This window comes from Vallitalea okinawensis (genome assembly GCF_002964605.1).
GTDB lineage: Bacteria > Bacillota > Clostridia > Lachnospirales > PQDH01 > Vallitalea_A > Vallitalea_A okinawensis.
On the sequence record NZ_PQDH01000017.1, the window covers coordinates 19,404 to 42,326 of the forward strand.

Consider the following 22,923-nt stretch of genomic DNA (forward strand, 5'->3'; position numbering starts at 1 on the left):
TAAATAATTTTGTGTAATTAGCAATCCTTCTAGATTAATGATAAAATAAATATAATCTAGGAGGATTTTTTATGGCAAGAAAAAAACGATCACCAGAACGAGAAGCATTAATCAACAACTCATTGCAGAATATCAACCTAAAACAACCCAGGATGCACATGATACGATCAAAGATCTGATACGATCAAAGATCTGATACGATCAAAGATCTGATACGATCAAAGATCTACTTGGAGATATGATTCAAGGTCTGCTCGAAAGAGAACTTGAAAACGAACTTGGCTACAGTAAGTATGGCAAAATAGACCCCTTACTGAAAAATATGCCATCGTATTTATGGATGCTATTCACTATTACCTATTCATAATTGGCTTGAAATATTATTTGCCTGTTTATACCCCTCAATATAACATGATATACTTGTGTTGATTTTTTATCTACATATTTTTGCCATTATTTCACCTGAAATATAATATATCATCAAAGCAGTTTGGATACAGTAGAACCATCCCTTTGTTTCCGGTATTGACAAAAAATAGTTAGTTGTATATAATTAGTTAGTACTAACTAATTAGTTTTGAGAGGGGAGCTTGTCATGAAACATTTTATTAAAAATCTAATTTTATGAATATTTTCTAAGTTCAGAGTATAATATGCTTCATGATACTGATTTAGATATGTTTTAGATTATACAACCATTACCTTTATAGGAAATGGTAGCTAGATCCCTATGAGAGGCGAAGCATTTGGTATCACTGATCAACTTATATCAATTTATGACTTTACTGGAGTTGGAATACAACTAAGAGAACTGTTATCTGGAAGAGATAATGAGAGTTAGTTGATATGCTCTACTAATCAAAAGAACGTTTATAATAATTTTATTTTACCTAAGGAGGAGTAACTATGCGTCACGAAGAAAGAATGCATTTTATTATGAATCAAGAAGTAACTTTAGACGGAGATTTTAAAGGAAATATGATACTGGATATTGGAGGTGGAGGAGAGGGAATCATAGGTTTGTGCTATGGTAGTAGAGTAGTATCTATAGATCCTAATAGAGGGGAACTGGAAGAGGCGGCCGAAGGTCCCGTGAAAATTGTCATGGATTCTAGAGAACTACTTTTTTTAGATGAATCTTTTGATACTGCCACATCATTTTTTACACTAATGTATATTGATAGTAAAGATCATGCAACGGTATTTAAAGAGATTTATAGGGTTTTGAAAGAGGATGGTCAGTTCGTTATGTGGGATACTACTATACCTAAGTACAACAATGGTGACAAAGACATATTTGTAGTAAAACTTAGAGTTGAAACACCAATTAAATCAATCGAAACTGGCTATGGTGTGCTCTGGGAAAATAAAGAGCAAAGTATAGACTATTATGCTGATCTTGGTAGGAAAGCTGGCTTCAAAGTTGTTAGAAGAGAAGTTAATGATCAAACATTCAAAATAGTATTTTCAAAGTAGCTTCATTTATACTTGAGTAATTGTTAATATACTTTTTGCTAATAGAATTTACAATTAATAGACCAAACGTGGAGGGTATTGTTTTTAAGATGATTAAGCTTGAATGCAGCTAAAGAATTAAAAGAAGATAAAATAAAAATCTCCGTTGTAATTGATATAGAGGTTGATGATATGGATGAAGGAATGAGTATTGTAAATATGTTACAGCAATGATGAACGTAAAGCCACCTGAGTATGGTAATACGACTATGAATGCTCAATTTATAGAATCTGGGTGCAAAGTAAGGGTGATGTTATGGGGAATAACAAATTTATGGAGAATATGATCAGTAGTTTATCGGCTCTTACAGATCAAGAATAATGGCAGGGAAGATAGTAATAGCGCACAAGTGTTCACTTATGACAAAAACCATTATATTAGGGGGGAATTATATTAAACATGAGTTATACATATAGAGTACTTAAGAAAAATTTAATTAGGTATCCTGAGATGGAAGTCCAAGATGCTCTAAAGCTTATTTATCAAAGTGAATTTGGGTGTGGACATTTAATTGAAAATAAAGAAGCCAGTTATAAGCTGCTTATGAAAGAATGGGAGAATGTTGAGGAAAATGAAGATGAGATTTTTGAAAGTATCGGAGGTGGATATGCTCGATTTAACATAGGTGCTGCAAAAAAATCTGGAATATCACCAGAAATTTTTGGGGAAGTTTTCCTTAAAAGTGCAGAAGTTGTAAGTGGAACTTTAGATAATTTTTATGAGAGGGTTAATGAGTCAAGACGTATTTGTTCTGAAGGCAAATTGCCTTTTTCAGTAAGGGAGATTGATTCTTTTTTAGAGCAATGGGAGAAAAGAGGCTTACCGTTATTGAGACATTCAGAAAAGTATAGGGTACTTTACAAACCAGCATACCGTGTTGTATCAGAAAAATATATGAGGATATTAGCAGCTATAATAAGAATCCATAGTAAACTAAAGATGAATGAGAAAGTTGTTGTTGGAATTGATGGTCCTTGCGGCTCGGGAAAGACAACTTTAGCACAGGTATTATCAGAATTTTTTGATGGAGTTGTTATCCAGATGGATGATTTCTTTTTACCGCCGTCTTTAAGGAGTAAAGAGCGTTTGAGTCAGCCTGGTGGAAATATTCATTATGAGAGATTCTATCAGGAGGTTGCATTAAAGGTTATTAAAAACGTTGACTCTTTTAAATATAGAGTCTTTAGCTGCAAAATAATGAATTATAAGAATGAAATTGCAGTGAATACAAATAAAGTTTTGATAGTTGAAGGAAGTTATTCCCTTCATCCATTATATGATAGTATATATGATGTGAAATTATTTTGTAACGTTGAATCAGATAATCAGAAAGAAAGAATCATAAGACGAGATGGCTTAGAGATGTATAAAAACTTTGAGAAAAAGTGGATACCTATGGAAGATAAATACTTTAATGAATTTCGTATAAAGGAAAAGTGCCATCACGAATATTTATTAGAGTTATTTAGGTAGTTTGATTAATAGAAATTAGTGTGCATTTTATTGATACGCAACTCATTAAAGCATACATGTTATAAATAGGAGATAGGATTTGATTGTACTGATCGAATTCTATCTTTTTGATCACTGTCTAGTTAATTTTTACAACAATATAGACAAGTATCCATGTAATCAATGGATAGATATTAATGAATTGTTTTTAGAGTGCAGGTCAGAACTTATTCAAAAATTCCCTCAAATTAAGGTTCGAGGGAATTTTTGATATAAAAACTTGACAACTCCTAAAAAGAAGTGTAATATTGTTAGGTAAATACGAACTAACTAAGAGGTGTATGATGGAATTAAGAGATAGGCTAAATATTGGAATAGCAAAATTAACACAATTAAAAGGCGAGTGCTATTTAACGTTGCTGAATGACTTAAACCTTTCAGAGTTAAGTTTAAAGCAAATGGAATATTTAAAAAGCTTAAATAATGCTTGTGGTATTACAACCAGCCAATTAGCAGATACGCTCAATCTATCTAAACCTACAGTTACTGAGATGGTTAAAAAATTCATTAAAATGGATTTAGTCTATAAGCAAAGCTGTCCAGCAGATGGAAGAGTATATTATTTAAAACTTTCGGATAAAGGCCAGAAGATCGCAGATTTGAATCTTATGACTAATGATTTTCTAGCCGGTGAGCTGATTGAGCGGCTTGATGAGGAAGACATTAAGAAGTTAATAGAAATTTTAATGAAAATTGAGTAATCAATTTTTTTAACCAGAAAGTTAGGTTAAACAAAACTAATTACATTTCTAAATATGTGGAGGGGAATTGAAATTAATGAATCAATTTTTTGAGCAATTTGATGATATTTATGAAAATAGAGAGCAATACAATATTTCTTGGGCATTCAAAGATGCACAGGAGAAACTTAATGAATATAAGGAGCATGTTGTTGATCAAAAAGTAAAAAAACAATGTAGTTTATGCAAGAAAATAAAAAAGGGTGAGTATCATTCCTTTCAATCTAAGAGTCACTTAGAAATAAAGAAGCAAAAGGTTTTATCCAGTATATTCAGCCATGTTCATGGTTTTATGAATTTTTTAGAAATCATACTATCAGTGCTTTTAGTATTAGTCATATCTGAGATCAGCCATGGAGACTTTATCGTTCACCAAGGTGCTATGGTGGTTATCGTATTTGCCTTCATAAAAGTTTTTATAGAGCATTACGTATTAAAACCTCAATTAGAGGCTTTTGGATGGCAACTTTACAAGAATTCAGTTAATGTTCTAAAGAGTCTATTAAATGATATCTCAGAACAACTTGTATTTGAGAAAACATTAGATGTTGCATAACCTGCAAGTTAGGAGGTCACTATGAAAAAACATGTTATTATGCCGTTAAAAGATATGGTTTTATTTAGTAAGGGACAATTGAAGATCAATGCTGACAGGCACTATGATTTATCATTACAAAATACAATTGAGGAAAATGGTGGATATGCCATTGCGATAACATTGAAAGATCATGATGATAAAAATATCTATGATAAAGATGATTTTTATCAGGTTGGAAATCTTATCAAAGTAACTGAAGTTGAAAGAGAAGCCAATGGTTATAGATTAAGTTTGGATGTTATTGAACGTATTAAAATTTTAGACATCGAATTAGATGGTAGCAGTTTTATAGGAACTTATGAACCTCTGGTTGATTTAGTCGATATGGATTCAAAATCTGAACAGGAAATGATTCAATATGTTAAAAATATGACTGAGGAAATGAGTCGATCTATTCCAGGGGCTGAAGGTTTCGTCAATTACCTTTCAGAATTAGAAAGCATAAATGAACTCATTGCAGCTTTGATGCCATTTTTGAACTTATCTATTGAAGAAAAGCAAAATGTACTGGAAATGACGTCTCTAAGAAAGAAAAGCTTAAGATTTCTTGACATTATGATTGAAAGAAAAGAACAGTTAAAATTACAAGTTGAAATGAATTCTAAGTTTTCGGATTCTATGAATAAAGTATATAGAGAGCGACTTTTAAGAGAACAACTGAAGTCAATACAAGAAGAATTGAATGAAACAGATGGTAAGGGGAGAAAAAAGGACTATAGAACCAAAATTGATGATGCTAAACTACCTGAAGCTATTGAAGAAATTGCTTTGGAAGAGGTCGACAAATTAGATAGCATGGGTTTTAATAATGCAGAAAGTAATGTCATCAAGAGTTATTTAGACTTGATTCTATCTTTACCATGGCATCAAGAAGAACCAAAAGATATTGATATTGAGGATGCGTCAAAGGCACTAAATGAAAGACATTATGGGTTAGACAAAGTTAAAGAAAGAATTATTCAACACCTAACTGTGATGAAATTAAAGAAAAATAAGCAAGGATCTATATTATTATTAGTAGGCCCACCAGGGACGGGTAAAACTAGTTTAGCAAAGAGTATTGCAGAAGCATTAAATCGTGAGTACGTTCGAATCAGCTTAGGTGGAGTAAGAGATGAGGCTGAAATTAGAGGTCATAGAAGAACTTATATTGGGGCAATGCCAGGAAAGATTATTCAAGGCATGAAACGTACGGGTACAAGGAATCCCGTGTTTGTCTTAGACGAAGTTGATAAATTAATGGCTTCAGTAAGCGGAGATCCTGCTGCTGCATTGTTAGAAGTTCTGGACCCTGAACAAAACAATACCTTTAATGATCATTATTTGGATGCTCCATATGATTTGAGTGATGTATTCTTCATAGCAACAGCGAATGACTTAAGAAGCATTCCAGGACCTTTAAAAGACAGAATGGAAATTATTCAAATTGGTAGTTACACATCTGTTGAAAAATTTCATATTGCTGTCGATCATCTATTTAGAATCAGCTTAGAAGAACATGGATTAACAGAAGAAGATATTAAGTTAAGTGACAATGCTTTTAAAGCAATTATCGATAAATACACCAGAGAAGCAGGGGTTAGAAATCTTAAGAGGCAACTTGACAAGTTGGTGCGAGTGAGCTCAGAGAAAATTGTAACTGGAAAAGTAGAAGCACCTTATCGTATTCGAGAAAATATGCTAACCTCTTTACTCGGTCATGAGATCGTTCGATATGATAAAGTGGAGGAAAGAAACTTACCAGGTGTCGTAACAGGGTTAGCGTGGACACCGGTCGGTGGTGATATTCTTTATATTGAGTCAGCATTTATTCCAGGTAAGGGGAATTTAATGGTGACAGGTCAATTAGGAGATGTGATGAAAGAATCAGTTCGTATTTCACTCAGTTTAATTAAATCTCGATTATATACTTATATGACACCAGCAGATTTCGCTAAGATGGACTTGCATGTTCATGTACCAGCAGGAGCAACACCTAAAGATGGTCCATCTGCAGGTATAACCATGCTAACGGCTATCGCATCATTGGTAAGTAATCGACCTGTAGAAGCTAAACTTGCAATGACTGGTGAAGTATCTTTAAGAGGTGCGGTCTTACCAGTTGGTGGTATTAAAGAGAAAGTCATTGCTGCTCATCGTTCTGGTATTAAGAAGATTATCCTTCCACAGGATAATAAGCGTGACATCGAAGACGTCCCACAAGAAGTTAGAAGCCAATTGACATTTATTTATGTCAAGACTATTGATGAAGTGTTAACAGAAGCATTAGGTATCGAGTTGCCGGAGCCATACACTAAAGAAATTTTATTTCAAGAAAAGGCAACCAGATCAGAAATTGGTTTGGCTATGATAGAAGATCGTTAGATGAACAGAATATAATTAGTCAAGTATTTGTATATAAAATCACTGATACTAAAGGTATCAGTGATTTTTTGTGTCTATTTAAAGAGTGTGAAATAGATATGCTCCAAAAGGTTTGAAAAAGGTGTTGAATGTATATTGACAAGAAGTGGTATAAATGATATTATGACTACAAGTCATATGACTAATAGTCATATAATGATTCTAAGAATTTATTAGGAGGTAGTTAGGATGAAAAGAGGGATCGACCTATATTGGAAAGATATTTTAATAGCAACAATTATTGCAGGTATTGGTTACATTGGTTTATCAACGACAAAGCAAACAGGTCTTTTGGATATGAGTATGGAAGCAATTTTATTCTTCACAGGAAGTATGATAGCTTTTTGGGGCTTCTTTAGCTCAAATAAAAAAACAAATAGATACTTTAAGAAATTCCAGTTGTTTTATGGCTTAACCTATTTTACGGTTGTGATTTCCTTTTGTATGGGCATCATTTATTTTGTAAATCATTCAGATATCATAGAAATTGGTATAGATGAGTTGATGAGTGATCAAGTGCTTATGATTATGAGTGCCATTAAATCATTTTCAATGGTATTCCTCATCATTACATGGATATATTTTTATAAATATTTATCCATAAAAGAAACTGCTAAAAAGAAAATATTAGTCTTCTTGACTGGGTTTTTGATATACTTAAGTGTATCCATCCTTATATGGCAATTAACCAATGATGTGAATGTGTTAAGCTTAGGTGTAATTGTTGGAAGTGTTATCGGTATATTTGCATTGATAGCATTGGATAAGAGAACCAGGTATCTAACGATGATTTTTATTCTTTATAGTAGTATTCATCTAATTGAATTCTATATGATGGGGAAAGGTAAAAGTCTTACCACTGGTTTTAATAATGTTGCTTATTGGTGGGCTACAGTTCTATATGTACTTGAAGTTAGACGATGGATTAAGTTGGAATTAAGTAAGAATAATCATATAAGCAATTAGTAAGAGTTGGAGGAAATAGATATGCCAAAAGATACTTTTTTTAATTTATCAGAAGAGAAGCGAAATAGAATTATTGAATCAGCAATCATGGAGTTTTCTAAGAAGCATTATAATAAAGTGACTATTGATAGCATTGTAGGTGGGGCGGGCATACCAAAGGGAAGTTTTTATCAATATTTTGACAATAAAGATGATTTATATACCTACACTTTTAGCCAGATAGGTGACAGAAAAAAAGATCTACTTGAAAAAATGCAACAATATATAGAAGAATTAAGCTTTAGTCAGTATTTACGAAAAATGTTGAAAGAAGCTAAAGAGTTTGAGGATGAAGATGCTCATCTTATCCAGTTAAAAGATAAATTTATGAATGAGTGCCCCCAGGAGGTTAGAAAACAAGTCCTAAAAAATGAAATACCCAAAAGTTATAGATTACTTGAAAAAGTTCTTATGTCTTATATTCAAAAAGGTGAGTTGAAAAAGGATCTAGATATTAAAATGGCATCCTATATTATAACATCCTGTACAGTGAATTTGGAAAACTACGAATTTGGTGAAGAGGATGATATTCAAGAAGTAGTAACGGGGATTTTTGATATTTTATTCGATAGTTTTAAGAAATAGCATATAATTAATGAATGGAGGCATATGTATGACAAAACAAGAATTCATTAAGCTTGAAAAGTACTTAAAATTAAATGAACATGGAGATTTTGTGATTGATTATGATGGGGATCTAGATATCATCGATTTTCATACCCATATGTCCAATGTACTACCTCTCAAATCTGTTGACCCAAAAACAATAGGTAATCAGTTAATATATAAAACCCTTCCTGATATAGAGAATATGGATTTATCAGTACCATATTGGACAAAAATTGATTCGAATGAAAAAAGAAAGGGATTAGGAGCTATTGTTAAGTTTTCACTTAATGGTTATAACATTCTAAAGGATATGGCTAATGGTGGTACCTATGAGAACTGTTTTAGGTCACAGCAAGAAAATAAGATAAGATGTAATGTTGTACTTCCATTAAGTACTAAGAAATCCGATTGTTCAATGGAAGCGTTAAAGCTAGTAAAAGAATATCCCAATCAATTTATGGCATTCTGTTCAGTTCATCCTCATGATCCTGAAGCAGAAACGAAAATAAACAATTATAAAAAGTTAGGGTTCAAGGGAATGAAGCTTAAAATAACAGAAATGGAATTAAAAGATGATTATAAACCTCTTATAGATCTTTTTAAGGCTTGCTATGAAGCTGATTTTCCAGTTTTAATACATACTGGTTCATTAACGCATATTAAACGGGAGAATACTTCAAAATTAATGTGGAAATTATTAAATTCTTCAAGAGTAGAATTTTTCGGCAATCTACTGGAACATCTACCAAAAGATTTTAAGTTTGTATTCGGTCATAGCGGCATTTCAGAATATCAGCTTGTTGCAAAGTACCTAAAGGAGTTTCCGGGAAGTTATGCTGAGTTATCTTGCCAATCTGCTGCTAGTATCAGATATTTAATTGATGAAGTAGGTTATGAAAGATTACTTTTTGGATCTGATTGGCCAGCTCTTCCACAAGCTTTGACACTTTCTAGAGTACTATTAGCCACTGAGAATGATGAAGAAGCCAGAGAACATATTTTATATAAAAATGCAAGTGAACTTCTTTGTTTATAGTTCTTACTCTCTTTTGCTAATAGTAATAAAACCACTTGATCTATAACGATAGATTAAGTGGTTTTTATCTGAGATGACGTCCACGGCGTTATTAATGAATATCAATTAAACATCAACAGAACTCTTAGCAACATTCCTTCTTCTAAATGGTAAATACATCAACATAAATATCCCCCATGCTATTAACTCCATAAAAATAATATAAACCGGCCAAGGACCGAGTAAATCCATAAAGGAAGCTGTTTCTGGCTTTCTTGCTATGAAAAAGTAATTACCACCGACCATAAAGTTGATCATACCGATGGTTAACATAATAATGTTTGTATAGATTAGCGTAGTTTTTAAAGATTTAGTACTTGGGCGCATGCCAAGTACTGTCATCATATAGATAACTTGAAAGAGTATCAACCCATGTGATAAGAAGAATTGATAGTACCTAAAAGATGGAAATCCTGTAGTACCAATATCTGGTGTTAGTATAGCCACAAATGCACCAAAGCTCCAATAGTAAAGAAGATCAAATAACTTCTGGCTCTTTGTTATATAGAGGAAGGGACCAATCATGAGAGCGAGGCTACATAAATGAAGAGGCAGAGAAGATGCTAAAGACCATAGACCCATTTGATATCGCCATATGTTTAAAGCAATCTCTTGTATAATCATTAGAGCTCCTGCAATGACCTGCAGATATGTATTCAATCTTTGATTGGATCTAATATTCTCACGTTTATGTACAATAATAAAATAGATAGCTAAGAGACTCATCAAACCTGCAATATGTTCTAAGGAAAGCAAATGGAAATCAGGGGTATCCCCTGTCCACATAAATAACTTTTTCATTTTATAACCCCTCTAAAATCATCATCATACCATTTGATTGGTACAGCTATGTTTATATGCATGTTATTTGAAATTATACCATAAGGCCTTATGGAGGGTCAAAGATTGTATCCAGTAACGACCTACTACTATTCTTGACAGATAGGTGTCATGAATAGTATGTATAATAATTATATGATTATTATATTATAAATAATAAGGTTGTTATACAAGGAGGTAACAGGATGAAGCGGAAGATCATTTTAAATCTAGCTATGAGTCTGGATGGCTATATTGCAACAGAAGAAGGTAAATACGACTGGATACATGGTGATGGTAATAATCATTTAGATACAGAAGAGAAATTTAGCTTTGGGAAATTCTTAGATCGAGTTGATACAATGGTCATGGGAAAAAAATCATATGATGACTGTGATATTGAGCCGTTTAAGAATAAAGAAATTTACATTGTAACTCATAAGCAAAAAGAAAATTTTGATAATGTTAAGTTCATCAGCGGTAATGTTGTAGAGTGTATAAAAAATGAGCAGAAAGAACAAGGAAAAGATATTTACCTCTTTGGTGGTGGTTTATTAATTGATCAATTTATCAAAGCGAATGTTATTGATGAGTATATGGTTGCCATTATACCAACGGTACTTGGAAAAGGGCGACCTCTCTTCTTGGACAATAATCCACAGATTCCATTACATTTAGAAAATTACTTTGTTGAAGAAGGCATTGTTATCCTACATTATACAAAACAGTGATGCAGTCTTTAGTTATTGATTAGTTTTGCACGATGATATTAAAGATAAACTAGTGTAGATGACAAATGTATCTGCTTAATTATATATCTGATAGAGAAATATTTACCTTAAAGGTTGGATGTTTCTCTTTTTTTAGTATAAAATATCAAGTTTTATACCTTTGACCATGTTATTATAATGATAGGCGCCTAGGTAGGAGGGATTGGTAATGGATGTTTATGGAAGAATTCAAAGATCTATAGATTTCATTGAGGAAAATCTAACAGAAACATTATCACTAAAAGAGATAGCAGCACAAGCGTATTATTCACTTTCGTATTTTCATAACGTGTTTAGCAGGGTTAATTCTATTGCTTTAAAGGAATATATACGGAAGCGGAGATTGGCTTTTGCAGCTTATGAATTGATTTCTGCAAATGATAAGATTATCGATATTGCATTTAAGTATCAATATGAATCAGCAGAGTCCTTTACCAGAGCTTTTACTAAATTGTTTGGAGTTACTCCAAGTATGTATAGAAAGAATAAGAAGCATATTGTTGTTTTTCAAAAGATCAATTTGTCTCGAATGAAATTAAAAAAATATACAGGAGGGAATTCAATGGAGCCTAGAGTTATAGAGATGGATGAAATAAAACTTATCGGTATAGAACTCAGGACTAGTTTTGATGACAGTGAGTTTACTTTATCAATTAAGGAACTTTGGAACAGGTATGTTACAGAGAAGTTAGGTGATAAAATACCTAACCCAATAAGTCCAGAAGCAACATTAGGTGTCAATATGGATTATGACAAAGAAGGCAATTTTTCATATATTATCTGTAAAGAAGTCAATAGCTTAGCAGAGATTCCAGAAGGAATGGTCGGTAGGTCAATACCTCTTTCAAAATATGCTGTCTTTACTGCAAGAGGAAATAGCAAAGCTGAAATCGGTAGTAGCTTAGGGCAGGTGTGGGATTATTTTTTTAGTACCTGGTTACCACAATCGGGTTATACACAGTTAGGCATTTCGTCTCCTTATTCAATTTCTCCATATGACCAAGAAGCAGCTCCAGATTTTGAACTATATGATGAAAGATTTACTGATGATGGCTTTGAAGTAGATGTCTATATTCCTATAAAGTAATTTTTTATACACCCATTACGTAAAAGTGGACCTCTTATGCGTAATGGGGATTTTTTGATTATCAGTGAATAAAGCTAACGAGAGAAAAGGGTATCATTGTTATGGTCCAAAAATATTAAAAAATAGTCTACTTAAGCTATTTGATTATCTCCTTCTTGCTATTATAATGGAAACATAAGTATGAAAACAAATCATTTCGTTGATAAAGCAAGGAGGAAGGGATAATGCCATATAATATAGAAGGTATGTATCAACAGGTTAATCATTTTAAAGATGCTATCGCACCTCATATTTATACACCTATAGCTGAACTTGAAGCTACAGTGTGGGTAACACCAGAGCCAGTTTCCTTTAAAAATAAATGCACAGGTGAAATGAAAGTTATCAAAAAAGGTGAAACATGGGGGAAGCTTTGGGACTGTGGTTGGTTTCACCTTACAGGAGAAGCTCCAGCTGAAGCAAAAGGTAAAAAGTTAGTATTGCTTATAGATGTAAACGGTGAGGGGTGTTTGTTTGATGAGCAGGGGTGTCCGATACGCGGTTTAACCAATATTAGCTCTTCGTTTGATTTTAGTTTAGGTCGTCCAGGTAAAAGAGTATTACAATTTGTTAATGAATCAGAAGGAAATGAAAAAGTAGATATCTGGTTGGAAACAGGGTGTAATGACCTTTTTGGTCGATATAGTAAAAAAGGTACATTAGAAAATGCAGATATAGCTATATGTCATGAAGAGATGCGATCACTATATTATGACGTTGAGGTTCTTGCCAGCTTAATGGAGAGTCTTCCAAAAGATTCTGCAAGGTATTCCAGAATTTTATATGCCTTATATGAGGCAAAGTTAAGTATGAAAGATTATACGGAAGAAGAAGCTATTAAGGCAAGAAAAATAATGAAACCTGAACTTGATAAACAAAGTGGAGATCCTTCCTTAACTGTTAGTGGTATCGGACATGCTCATATTGACCTTGCTTGGCTATGGCCAATAAGAGAAACAATTCGCAAAGGTGGACGTACTTTTTCTACTGTCATAGAATTGATGGAGCGTTATCCAGACTACATATTTGGTGCAAGTCAACCTCAGTTATATCAATGGATGAAGGATGGATATCCATTATTATATAATAAGATGAAAGAACGTATAAAAGAAGGTAGATGGGAGGTACAAGGTGGTATGTGGGTAGAGCCTGATACTAACGTATCTGGTGGAGAAGCTCTAGTAAGACAATTTCTATATGGAAAAAAATTTTTCAGAGAAGAATTTGATCAAGATATGAAGGTCTTATGGTTACCAGATGTTTTTGGCTATACAGGTGCTTTGCCCCAAATTATGAAAAAATCCGGTATTGATTACTTTATGACTATCAAATTGTCATGGAATAGTACTAATCAATTTCCACATCACACTTTTGTATGGGAAGGTATTGATGGATCAAAGGTTTTAGCCCACATGCCACCAGAAGGTACCTATAACAGTTCTGCTAAACCAGATGCAATTGATAAAGCAGAAAAATCATTTAAGGATAAAGGGGTTTCTGATTACTGCCTTATGCTATATGGTATTGGAGATGGTGGAGGAGGTCCTGGTGCTGAACATCTAGAAAGGCTAAAGCGTATAAAGAATCTTGCTGGAATTGCGCCTGTTAAACAAGAATTTTCTATTGACTTCTTTGAAAGAATTGAGAAAAATCAGGGCAGCTATCAAACTTGGTGCGGTGAGCTATATCTTGAAAAACACCGAGGAACTCTAACCACCCATGGAAGGAACAAGTGGTATAATAGAAAAATGGAATATGCTCTTAGAGAATTAGAATATGTGGCGTCCCTTGCAAGTCAATATGAGGGTTTTAGTTATCCACAAGAAAAGCTCGAAAAGCTTTGGAAAGAAGTCCTCCTCTATCAATTCCACGATATTCTACCAGGTTCTTCGATCAAGCGTGTATATGATGAGTCAGTAGATCGTTATGAACTTATGTTAAAGGAAACTGAAGCAATGATCAAAGAAGTTTATGAAGCATTAGTTCATCATGTTGATGCTAGTAACTACCAGTCACCTTATTTCATTAGCAATTCACTATCCTGGGAGAGGAAAGAATGGATTGATGTTGAGGGGAAATGGTTTAATGTCATTATACCTCCTATGGGCTATACCGTGATTGAACAAAACATTAACCAAACAGGTGTCTCTGATGATTTACATGTAGATGAGTGTTTCATGGCTAATGATAAGTTGAAGATTGCTTTCAATGAGAATGGAACAATCCAATCTATTTTTGATAAAGTCAATAATAAAGAAGTTCTTGCTCCTATGGCAACAGCAAATGAACTCACTGTTTATGTGGATGAGGGAAATGCTTGGGATATACCTTTTGACTATTATAATAAGACATCAGAAAGATTTGAGTTAGTAGAAAGAAAAGCTTATATTGATGGACCAAAAGTTATTGTACGACAGACTTATACCTATGATGAATCCAAACTGATTCAAGATGTAGTTTTAACGAAAGGTAGTTATCGAATTGATTTCCATACACAAGTGAATTGGTATGAAGAGAGTAAAATGCTCAGGACCTCTTTTCCTGTCGATATCTACGCAAAAGAAGCAACTTGTGACATACAGTTTGGTACCATTAAGCGACCTACTCACAATAATACCACTTGGGATATGGCAAAGTATGAGGTGGCTGCACATAAATTCGTTGATTTATCTCAAAGAGATTATGGTGTTGCCCTTATGAATGATAGTAAGTATGGCTATCGTGTTCATGAAAACACGATGGACTTAAACTTATTAAGAAGTACTCAGTATCCTGGGGAATCAGCAGATCAGGGTAAGCATGAATTTACTTATTCCTTATACCCACATCTAGGTGATCATGTTAAAGGTGAAGTTAGTAAGGTTGCTTATGAATTGAATATACCACTAAGAAAAATGAAAGTAGAGTCAAGTCAATCTATACTACAAAAGACTAAATCCTTCATACAAATTGATGCTGAAAACATCGTCATTGAAGCAGTTAAGAAAGCAGAATATGATGATAGTATGATTGTTCGTTTATATGAAAACAATGGTCAATCTACCAATGCCAATATTCAATTTGATTGGCTAGTTAAAAGGATAGAACTTGTTAATTTCATGGAAGAATATGACAAAAATTTGACTATTGACGATAACAATAAGGTAGCTTTGCAATTTAAACCATTTGAAATTCATACTTTAAAAATAAAAGCATAAGGAATTCATCTATATATAAAAGTTATACAGTAGGTTATCATGACTTGAAATGAATTAGAATATCAAGATATGATTAAGCTGATTCATAGGATATATACCAAAACAAGGGCAGGTTTTACCTGCTCTTGTTTATATGATTTGAATATTAGTAAAGGATTCATAACCTTCAAGAAGTTTATCCGTTAGAATGGTATCGACTGAGGCAACATCAGCCACTTTATAGGGGGATACCTGATTGAATTTGGATTGATCGACCAGGAGATACCATGAGAAGGCAACATCAGTGACTGCTTGAATGATTTGGTTGCTGACTTCTGTTGATACAGAAACACCAAAGTTCTTGTCGATAGCAGAAGAACTGGTAATGGCTTTATTTATATTGAAGGTTTGTAAGTATTCACGAATCTGGTTGTTGGTTGTAAAGGCATAATTGCCGTATACAACAACCTCACCTCCAATAAGAATGAGGGTTCTACATTTATCTTTGAGTATCAAAGCTGCTTCCAAGTTATTAGTAATGATGGATATATCATCACTCCGTTGAATATGATTGGCAAGGGAAGCGCATGTATAGCCTGAACCTAAGAAGATGGTATCGCCTTTTTGAATATATTGATAGGCGGCCTGTGCCAAATTATCTTTAAGTGTATTGGTATTGGTTATAATGGTAGAAGGTGTAATGATGGACGGTGAACTAACTTCCGAATTCAACACAGCGCCTCCATGGGTTTTAGTGATCAATCCTTGGCTTTGTAGCTTATTTAAATCTTTACGTATTGTCACGTCGCTGACGTTAAAACGCCTAACCAAATCATTAACATGGACAATCCCTTCCTTCTCAAGTAATCTTATTATTTCTTCTGAACGCTGTATTGCAAACATATTACTAACTCCTCTAACTTTTAGTATGGTTAATGATCAGGCCAAAGTTTGGCATCGGGTTGTTCTACCCATAGATGTTCTTCAACAAATGTAGGTTTGATATAAGGATTCCCTTCGAGATGTCTAATGGCAAAAATGAAGTACATGGCATATCCTGGTGCTGCTACTTGGGGATGATCCATATTTGGAGGTATTAAAACTGTGTCATTTTCTTCCAGTAGAACAGCGTCATCACCAAGCTTCAATAAACCAAATCCTTTTTTATTCACTGGGTGAAACTTGTAAAAATAAATTTCAGGCTGCTCATGGTGATGAGAAGGAAAACCAGCCCATTTACCAGGATAGTGCATATCTTCCCCTAACATCAAGTTGGAAAGTGGATCAATGGATTTATCAATAATAGTTCTAGTAATTCTAGTTCCTGCTTCATTCATGAATCCTTTACCACGTTCTTCTACAACAGTATCTTCAGCACGACGAAGCACATTGTGTGTCATATCAGGGTTCTCCGTTTTAAAGATAGCAATTTCTGTATTATCAGTAGTACAGGTTATATCGACAGAAGTATTTGGAGCCAATTGTAAGGTAACAGGATTATGATCATAATAGTTCTCCCTATACATTGTCTCGGTTTGACCATTAAAAGTCACTTGGATGCCGCCATAGATAATAAGGTAAGCCCTTTCTAATGGTTGGTCATTGGTATAAGTATCTCCGGCATTAAGCTTTAGAATTTCAAAGTCCATGAGGTAGTCACGAAAAGGACCTGTTATATCAACTATTTTATTTGTTCCATTTGAAAAATCGTTGGGTTGTTTTAGTTTCATAATGAACCTCCAATTCTTATTGGTTATATTAGCATATGAATGATGTTATGGCAAGTTATATTTACTTACTTTTTGATATTTTTAAAAAGGGGAGCATATCAGTAATGCTCCCCCTAATAATGTTAGATGAGAGAGGCTTATACCTTTCTAACATTACAAGCTTTGATTAAAGCCCAGTTTTTTCAGTAATGAATGTTCTGGCTTTCTTCGCATATTCAAGTGGGTTGGCTATAGCTGGGTCCTGCTCTGCTTCAATAACAATCCACCCTTGATAGTTGCTGGCACTGATAATCTCAAAAATACTGTCCCAGTCAACCATATCGCCATCACCTGGCACTGTATAGATACCTTCTTTAACAGCTTGTAAGAAGCTAAGTTTTTTATCTTTAACACGTTGGAGAATATGGCTTCGTACATCCTTGAAATGGATATGTACGACTTGGTCAATGTACTTACGAAGAACTTCAACTGCATCCTCGCCTGCGAAAGTAGCATGACCAGTATCATATAGAACTCCAACAAGACTTTTATCGACTTTAGACATTAATTTATCGAACTCTTCCATGGATTGTACACCTGTACCCATGTGGTAATGGTATCCTATTTTCATCCCTTTACGCTGAGCTATCTCACCCATTTTGTTCAGACCAGCTGCAATTTTATCAAATTGTTCTTCAGTTAATACAGGAGCATCATCAAACATTTTCTTCGTAATATCCCCTTGTATTGTTTGTCCAGTTTCACAAACACCAACAACTCGTGCACCTAAAGCGTATAAGAAGTCCGTTAATTCTTCAAAACGCTGTAAAGTCTCTTCTTCTGGCTGAGTAGTAAATTCGCAGCTGAACCATTGGTTACATATTTGCATATTCCTAATATCACATTCATAAGCTAAAGTCTCAATATCCGTTGGGTATTTGTTTCCTATTTCGCTACCGCTAAATCCAGCTAAAGCCATTTCGCTTAAGCATTGTTGGAAGGTAAGCTCGCCTCCAAGTTCAGGTAGATCATCGTTTGTCCAGTTAATTGGAGCACATCCAAGTTTAATAAAGTGTTTGGATAAATCCATTTTACTTCCAGTCTTTCTCATTATACTATCTCCTCACATATGGTAATTTTTTTGAAATACTTCAAGTTGTTTTAATAAGGGAAACATCGTGTGCTTACCTTTTTATTCATTTCAATTGCAGCTTGTTCAACTTTAGGGTCATCAGCTACTTGAGCTGTTCCAACACGCCAGAAATGTTCAAATCCTCCTGTCATCGTACCTGGTAATACCTTAATATCAATGAGAGTGGATTTTGTTTGTTTCTTAGCATCATTAAGGGCTACAATTAATTCTTCACGATTGGTTACTCTATAAGAAACTGCGCCATAGCCCTCAGCTATTTTAGCAAAATCAATAGTTGTATAATCTCCTAGGAGTGCATTTCCTGATTCATCCCGATATCGGAACTCCGTTCCAAAAGTATTAATGCCCTGTGAACGTTGAAGATTATGAATACATTGATGACCATTATTATCAAATAAGAGTACATTGATTTTCTGATCTTCCTGTAGGGAGGTGAATAAATCTGAATGTCCCATTAGAAATCCACCATCACCCACAAAACAATAGCTCTCTACAGAGGGTTCAGCTAGTTTGGTTCCAAGAGCACCGCTGACTTCATAGCCCATACAAGAAAAACCATACTCCAGATGATATGTATCGGGTTCCGTTGGGCGCCATACACGTTCTAAATCAGAGGGTAAACTTCCTGAAGCAGATACTATGATGGATTTCTGGTCTATGGTTTGATTGATGGTGTAGAGAGCAGCTGTTTGACAGAAGCCATCTTCTCGAGTTGCATGGTCCATTTTTTCAAGTTCTTGATCCCAATCAGCTTTTGCTTGATGGATCTCATTCGTATACGTAGAAGTATAGTTGATGTCTTCAAGAGCAGCTTTCAAACTAATTAGAGCCTTTTTTGCATCGGCAACAATACTTGTCGCATTCATCTTATAGGCATCTGCGTTGTTGATATTAATAGTGATTAAGTCTACATCCGGGTTTTGATAAGCGAATTTGGAGGAAGTAACGAAATCGTTTAAACGAGTACCAACAGCGATGATAACATCAGCTTCTTTTGCTAAACGGTTAGCAGCAAGAGTACCACAAACACCACCACCACCAAGGTTAAGTGAATGATTCCAAGGTATAATACCTTTACCTGCCTGTGTTTCTGAAAAAGGTATATTGAAAGTTTCACAGAAATCAACCAGTTCTTTTTCAGCGTCAGAATAACGAACACCACCACCGCAGATGACTAGTGGTTTTTTCTTATCCTTGATGATCTCAGTAACTTGTTCTAAATCATAAGCATCCATATCGATTCTTCTTATTCGATGAACACGTTTTTTGAAGAATGATTCAGGATAATTATAACTTTCACCTTGAACATCCTGTGGTAAGCAAAGTGTAACCGCTCCAGTCTCAGCTGGATTAGTTAGAACACGGATGGCATTAATAGCTGAACTCATCAGTTGTTCAGGGCGTTGAATACGATCCCAGTATTTGCTGACAGAACGAAAAGCATCATTGGCAGTAATGGAAGGATCATATTGTTGCTCAACTTGTTGGAGTACTGGATCAGGTTGTCTGTCAGAGTAAGCATCTGATGGCAGTAATAGAAGAGGTATGCGGTTGACTGAGGCTGTACCTGCTGCTGTTACCATATTCAAAGAACCTGGTCCTATTGAAGCTGTGCAGGCGAAAATTTCTTTTCTCCTTTTTTGTTTTGCATAAGCAACAGCTACATGAGCTATTTCCTGTTCATTTTTACCTGCATAGTACTTGATTCGATCTTTATATTGATCAAGAGCTTGCCCAAGTCCTACTACATTACCATGACCGAAAATACCCATAACACCTTTAACGAATTTCGTTTCAACGCCATCTACTTCAATATATTGGTTGTCTAGAAATTCTAATAATGCCTGTGCAGTCGTTAGTTTTCTTGTTTTCATGAGAATCCTCCTTAAATTATGAGAGAAAATTGTATAGTATAACCAATGAAATGTTATGATTGGTTACGATTTAGTTGGTTATTGTTTTGAAAACTTATGAATAGTATAACTCATGATGAAAAAATGTCAATATAAAAACTAAAAATAATTAAAAAATATACAAAAGCAACAAAAAATATTGACAAACAAAAATAATCGGAATACAATATAAATATTCATAACCAATAAAAACTTAGGAATGTACTTAAAAATTTATTTTTATGGGTTACGGAAAAATTTTTATGGAGGGTTAACATGAAAAAATTATTATCACTTGTATTATTGGTAGTGCTTGTAGCGTCTTTATTTGTGGGGTGTACTGAAGAGAAGGCAGAGACAGCTCCTGTTAATGAGGAGAAAGAAACGACAAGTACTGAAACTGAGAAAAAGGATAAAATCGTCCTTGGATTTGCTTCTAATAGTTATTCGGACAAATGGCAGACATACTTAAATGACGCCGTTCAAAAGAAATGTGATGAGTTAGGAGTAGAAGTTGTGTTCTCTGATGGTAAAGGTGATCCTGCAACTCAACTTGCTAATGTAGAGAATTTTATAGTAGAAGGTGTTGATGCTATTCTTATCGTTATGGTAGATCCATCAGCCCCAAAACCATTCATTACTGCATGTGAGAATGCTGGCATTCCATTGATTGCTGTTAACAGAAAGTTTGAAGGTGCAAATGTTTTCGTTGGATCTGATGATATTAATGCTGGAAATATTCAAATGGAATATGTTGCAGAAGCTCTTGCTGAAAAAGGAAATGTTGTTATTCTTGAAGGGATGCCAGGACACAATTCAGCTGTAAAACGTACTGAAGGAAACACTATGATTTTAGACAATTATCCTGATATGCAGTTAATTTTTAAAGATACAGGTAAGTGGGATAGAGCTAAGGGAATGGAAATTACCGAGAATTGGTTGCAGTCTGGTGAGGAAATCAATGCGATTATTGCCAATAATGATGAAATGGCGATTGGAGCTATCCGAGCTCTAGAAGCTATAGGTAAGAATGACGAAGTAATTGTAGCTGGTGTTGATGCTACTCCTGATGCTCTTGAATATGTAAAGAATGGAACCCTTGAAGTGACAGTATTCCAAAGTCCTTTTGGACAAGGTGGTACAGGAGTTGAAGCAGCTATGGACCTTATCAATGGTGTAAAGGTGCCTGAATACGTAGATGTACCTTTTGAGAAGGTAACCATTGATAATGTAGACGAATATATTAAGATTTGGGAATAGTGATGATGCCGGAGAATTTTCTCCGGTATCTTAATACTTAAACACAGAGGAGAATGTATATGAGTTCAGAAGTTGTTCTACAGATGAAAGATATTGTTAAAACATTCCCTGGTGTACGAGCATTGGATGGAGTAAGCCTTGCCGTTCGCAAAGGAACTGTTCATGGGCTTATGGGTGAAAATGGAGCTGGTAAGTCAACATTGATGAAGGTGTTGATAGGCATCTTTAAGCAAGACTCAGGAACCATGAAATTTAAAGGAAAACCATTGAAAATAGATAGTACAGCTGACGCCCTGAAATCAGGAATTTCAATGATCCACCAGGAGTTAAGTCCAATACCTGAAATGACAGTAGCAGAGAATATTTTTTTAGGCAGAGAGCCAAGCAGCTTTGGTATGGTTAACGAAAAGCAATTATATAGGCAAACTAAAGAGTTACTGGATGAATTAGAAATTCAACTTAATCCCTATGCAAAAATGAAGGATTTAAGTACTGCATACATTCAAATGGTTGAGATTGCCAAGGCCATTTCCTATGACTCTGACTTGGTTATCATGGATGAACCAACATCCGCTATTACAGATAAGGAAGTAACCCAATTGTTTAAAATGATTCGTCGTCTGAAAGATAAAGGCGTAGCAATCATCTACATTACCCATAAAATGGACGAGGTTTTTGAAATAACGGATGAATGTACTGTATTACGTGATGGCCAGTATATTGATACAGAACTATCAAGTAATCTGACAAGTGATCAATTGATTACCATGATGGTTGGTCGTGAAGTCAATCAGATTTTCCCAAAAGAGGTTCATGATAATTTTGGTGAGGTTATTCTAGAAGTAAAGGGGCTTTCCCATAGCAAATATTTCAAAGATGTTAGCTTTAAAGTTCGAAAAGGTGAAATTTTAGGATTTGCTGGTCTCATGGGTGCAGGGCGGTCAGAAGTTATGGAAACAATCTTTGGCATTAGACAAAGAGAATCAGGTGAAATTCATCTTAATGGTAAACCCATAACAGTTAATAGACCAAAGGATGCAATTGACCATGGAATAGGTTTTCTTACTGAGGATAGAAAACGATCAGGATGCTTCTTACCTCTGTCTGTAGCAGACAATATTATCATGTCTGATCTCGAAAGTTACAGTAACATGATTAATCTTGTAGATGAAACTAAAATGGCAAATAGCTGTGAAGATCAACGACAGAAACTTAGAATTAAAACACCAAGTATCCATCAAATTATCAATAACCTCAGTGGTGGGAATCAGCAGAAAGTCCTTATATCCAGGTGGCTATTAATGGACCCTGACATCCTGATTATTGATGAACCAACAAGAGGTATTGATGTTGGGGCTAAGTCAGAAATTCATAAAATAATGTCTACACTAGCTAAGAATGGAAAGGCAATTATAATGGTATCTTCTGAATTACCAGAGGTACTTGGGATGAGCGATCGTATTATGGTCATGCATGAGGGGAGAATCACAGGCGAACTGGCCAGAGATGAAGCTACTCAAGAACGTATTATGGAATTTGCTACAGAATAAATAAAAAGAG

Annotated in this window: 18 protein-coding genes and 1 pseudogene; 14 read left to right on the top strand and 5 right to left on the bottom strand. The window is 34.5% G+C overall.

The genetic code is table 11. From position 1 onward, the window contains the following. Positions 1–71: 71 nt before the first annotated feature. The 9 genes and pseudogenes from C1Y58_RS27345 to C1Y58_RS24335 form a co-directional block, all read left to right on the top strand. A pseudogene (locus tag C1Y58_RS27345) lies at positions 72–295 on the top strand (hypothetical protein); the annotation flags it as partial. Between the two features lie 611 nt (positions 296–906). Continuing rightward, positions 907–1,476, top strand: a complete 570-nt coding sequence (locus C1Y58_RS24300) for a class I SAM-dependent methyltransferase (RefSeq protein WP_105619706.1) — start codon at positions 907–909, stop codon at positions 1,474–1,476. A 439-nt stretch (positions 1,477–1,915) separates the two neighbouring features. Beyond that, on the top strand, positions 1,916–2,989 hold the full coding sequence (locus tag C1Y58_RS24305) for a uridine kinase family protein (RefSeq protein ID WP_105619708.1): 1,074 nt from the start codon (positions 1,916–1,918) through the stop codon (positions 2,987–2,989). A 323-nt stretch (positions 2,990–3,312) separates the two neighbouring features. After that, complete coding sequence (locus C1Y58_RS24310) at positions 3,313–3,729, top strand: MarR family winged helix-turn-helix transcriptional regulator (RefSeq protein WP_157950271.1); 417 nt, start codon at positions 3,313–3,315, stop codon at positions 3,727–3,729. Positions 3,730–3,805: 76 nt separating this feature from the next. After that, positions 3,806–4,324, top strand: coding sequence for a hypothetical protein (locus tag C1Y58_RS24315; protein WP_105619712.1), 519 nt, complete (start codon positions 3,806–3,808; stop codon positions 4,322–4,324). Between the two features lie 21 nt (positions 4,325–4,345). After that, entirely contained in the window at positions 4,346–6,730 is a 2,385-nt protein-coding gene (gene lon, locus C1Y58_RS24320; protein ID WP_105619714.1) for an endopeptidase La, read from the top strand. Between the two features lie 228 nt (positions 6,731–6,958). Further along, on the top strand, positions 6,959–7,735 hold the full coding sequence (locus tag C1Y58_RS24325) for a hypothetical protein (RefSeq protein ID WP_105619716.1): 777 nt from the start codon (positions 6,959–6,961) through the stop codon (positions 7,733–7,735). A gap of 21 nt (positions 7,736–7,756) precedes the next feature. Continuing rightward, positions 7,757–8,359, top strand: coding sequence for a TetR/AcrR family transcriptional regulator (locus C1Y58_RS24330; RefSeq protein ID WP_105619718.1), 603 nt, complete (start codon positions 7,757–7,759; stop codon positions 8,357–8,359). Positions 8,360–8,387: 28 nt separating this feature from the next. After that, a complete protein-coding gene (locus tag C1Y58_RS24335) occupies positions 8,388–9,419 on the top strand; it encodes an amidohydrolase family protein (protein ID WP_105619721.1) in 1,032 nt (343 codons plus the stop codon). Positions 9,420–9,524: 105 nt separating this feature from the next. On the opposite strand, the gene C1Y58_RS24340 is transcribed toward C1Y58_RS24335, so the two are convergent. Beyond that, positions 9,525–10,259 carry a YwaF family protein gene (locus C1Y58_RS24340; protein ID WP_105619723.1) on the bottom strand — a complete coding sequence of 245 codons (735 nt, stop codon included), beginning with the start codon at positions 10,257–10,259 and terminating at the stop codon, positions 9,525–9,527. A 224-nt stretch (positions 10,260–10,483) separates the two neighbouring features. On the opposite strand from C1Y58_RS24340, the gene C1Y58_RS24345 reads away from it, so the two are divergent. The 3 genes from C1Y58_RS24345 (at position 10,484) to C1Y58_RS24355 (ending at position 15,370) form a co-directional block, all read left to right on the top strand. Beyond that, positions 10,484–11,008 (top strand): dihydrofolate reductase family protein, encoded by a 525-nt coding sequence (locus tag C1Y58_RS24345; protein WP_105619725.1) that lies wholly within the window; start codon positions 10,484–10,486, stop codon positions 11,006–11,008. Positions 11,009–11,216: 208 nt separating this feature from the next. Continuing rightward, a complete protein-coding gene (locus tag C1Y58_RS24350) occupies positions 11,217–12,134 on the top strand; it encodes an AraC family transcriptional regulator (RefSeq protein WP_105619727.1) in 918 nt (305 codons plus the stop codon). Between the two features lie 224 nt (positions 12,135–12,358). Next, positions 12,359–15,370: an alpha-mannosidase gene (locus tag C1Y58_RS24355; RefSeq protein ID WP_105619729.1), complete on the top strand. Its 3,012-nt coding sequence runs from the start codon at positions 12,359–12,361 to the stop codon at positions 15,368–15,370. Between the two features lie 129 nt (positions 15,371–15,499). Here the strand turns inward: C1Y58_RS24355 and C1Y58_RS24360 are convergent, their stop codons facing one another. The 4 genes from C1Y58_RS24360 to iolD all read right to left on the bottom strand — a co-directional run bounded on the left by C1Y58_RS24360 (position 15,500) and on the right by iolD (position 20,085). Further along, positions 15,500–16,252 carry a DeoR/GlpR family DNA-binding transcription regulator gene (locus C1Y58_RS24360; RefSeq protein ID WP_105619731.1) on the bottom strand — a complete coding sequence of 251 codons (753 nt, stop codon included), beginning with the start codon at positions 16,250–16,252 and terminating at the stop codon, positions 15,500–15,502. Positions 16,253–16,281: 29 nt separating this feature from the next. Beyond that, entirely contained in the window at positions 16,282–17,079 is a 798-nt protein-coding gene (locus C1Y58_RS24365) for a 5-deoxy-glucuronate isomerase (RefSeq protein WP_105619732.1), read from the bottom strand. Positions 17,080–17,245: 166 nt separating this feature from the next. Beyond that, positions 17,246–18,169, bottom strand: a complete 924-nt coding sequence (gene iolE / locus C1Y58_RS24370; RefSeq protein ID WP_105619734.1) for a myo-inosose-2 dehydratase — start codon at positions 18,167–18,169, stop codon at positions 17,246–17,248. A 50-nt stretch (positions 18,170–18,219) separates the two neighbouring features. Next, positions 18,220–20,085 (bottom strand): 3D-(3,5/4)-trihydroxycyclohexane-1,2-dione acylhydrolase (decyclizing), encoded by a 1,866-nt coding sequence (gene iolD, locus C1Y58_RS24375; RefSeq protein ID WP_105619736.1) that lies wholly within the window; start codon positions 20,083–20,085, stop codon positions 18,220–18,222. 294 nt (positions 20,086–20,379) lie between these two features. Here iolD and C1Y58_RS24380 point away from each other — a divergent pair, with 294 nt between their 5' ends. Together C1Y58_RS24380 and C1Y58_RS24385 are read left to right on the top strand one after the other, a co-directional pair. Beyond that, the gene (locus tag C1Y58_RS24380; RefSeq protein ID WP_105619738.1) at positions 20,380–21,363 is read left to right on the top strand and encodes a sugar ABC transporter substrate-binding protein; all 984 of its coding nucleotides are present in this window, start codon (positions 20,380–20,382) and stop codon (positions 21,361–21,363) included. Between the two features lie 59 nt (positions 21,364–21,422). Further along, positions 21,423–22,913, top strand: coding sequence for a sugar ABC transporter ATP-binding protein (locus C1Y58_RS24385; protein ID WP_105619740.1), 1,491 nt, complete (start codon positions 21,423–21,425; stop codon positions 22,911–22,913). Positions 22,914–22,923: the final 10 nt, after the last annotated feature.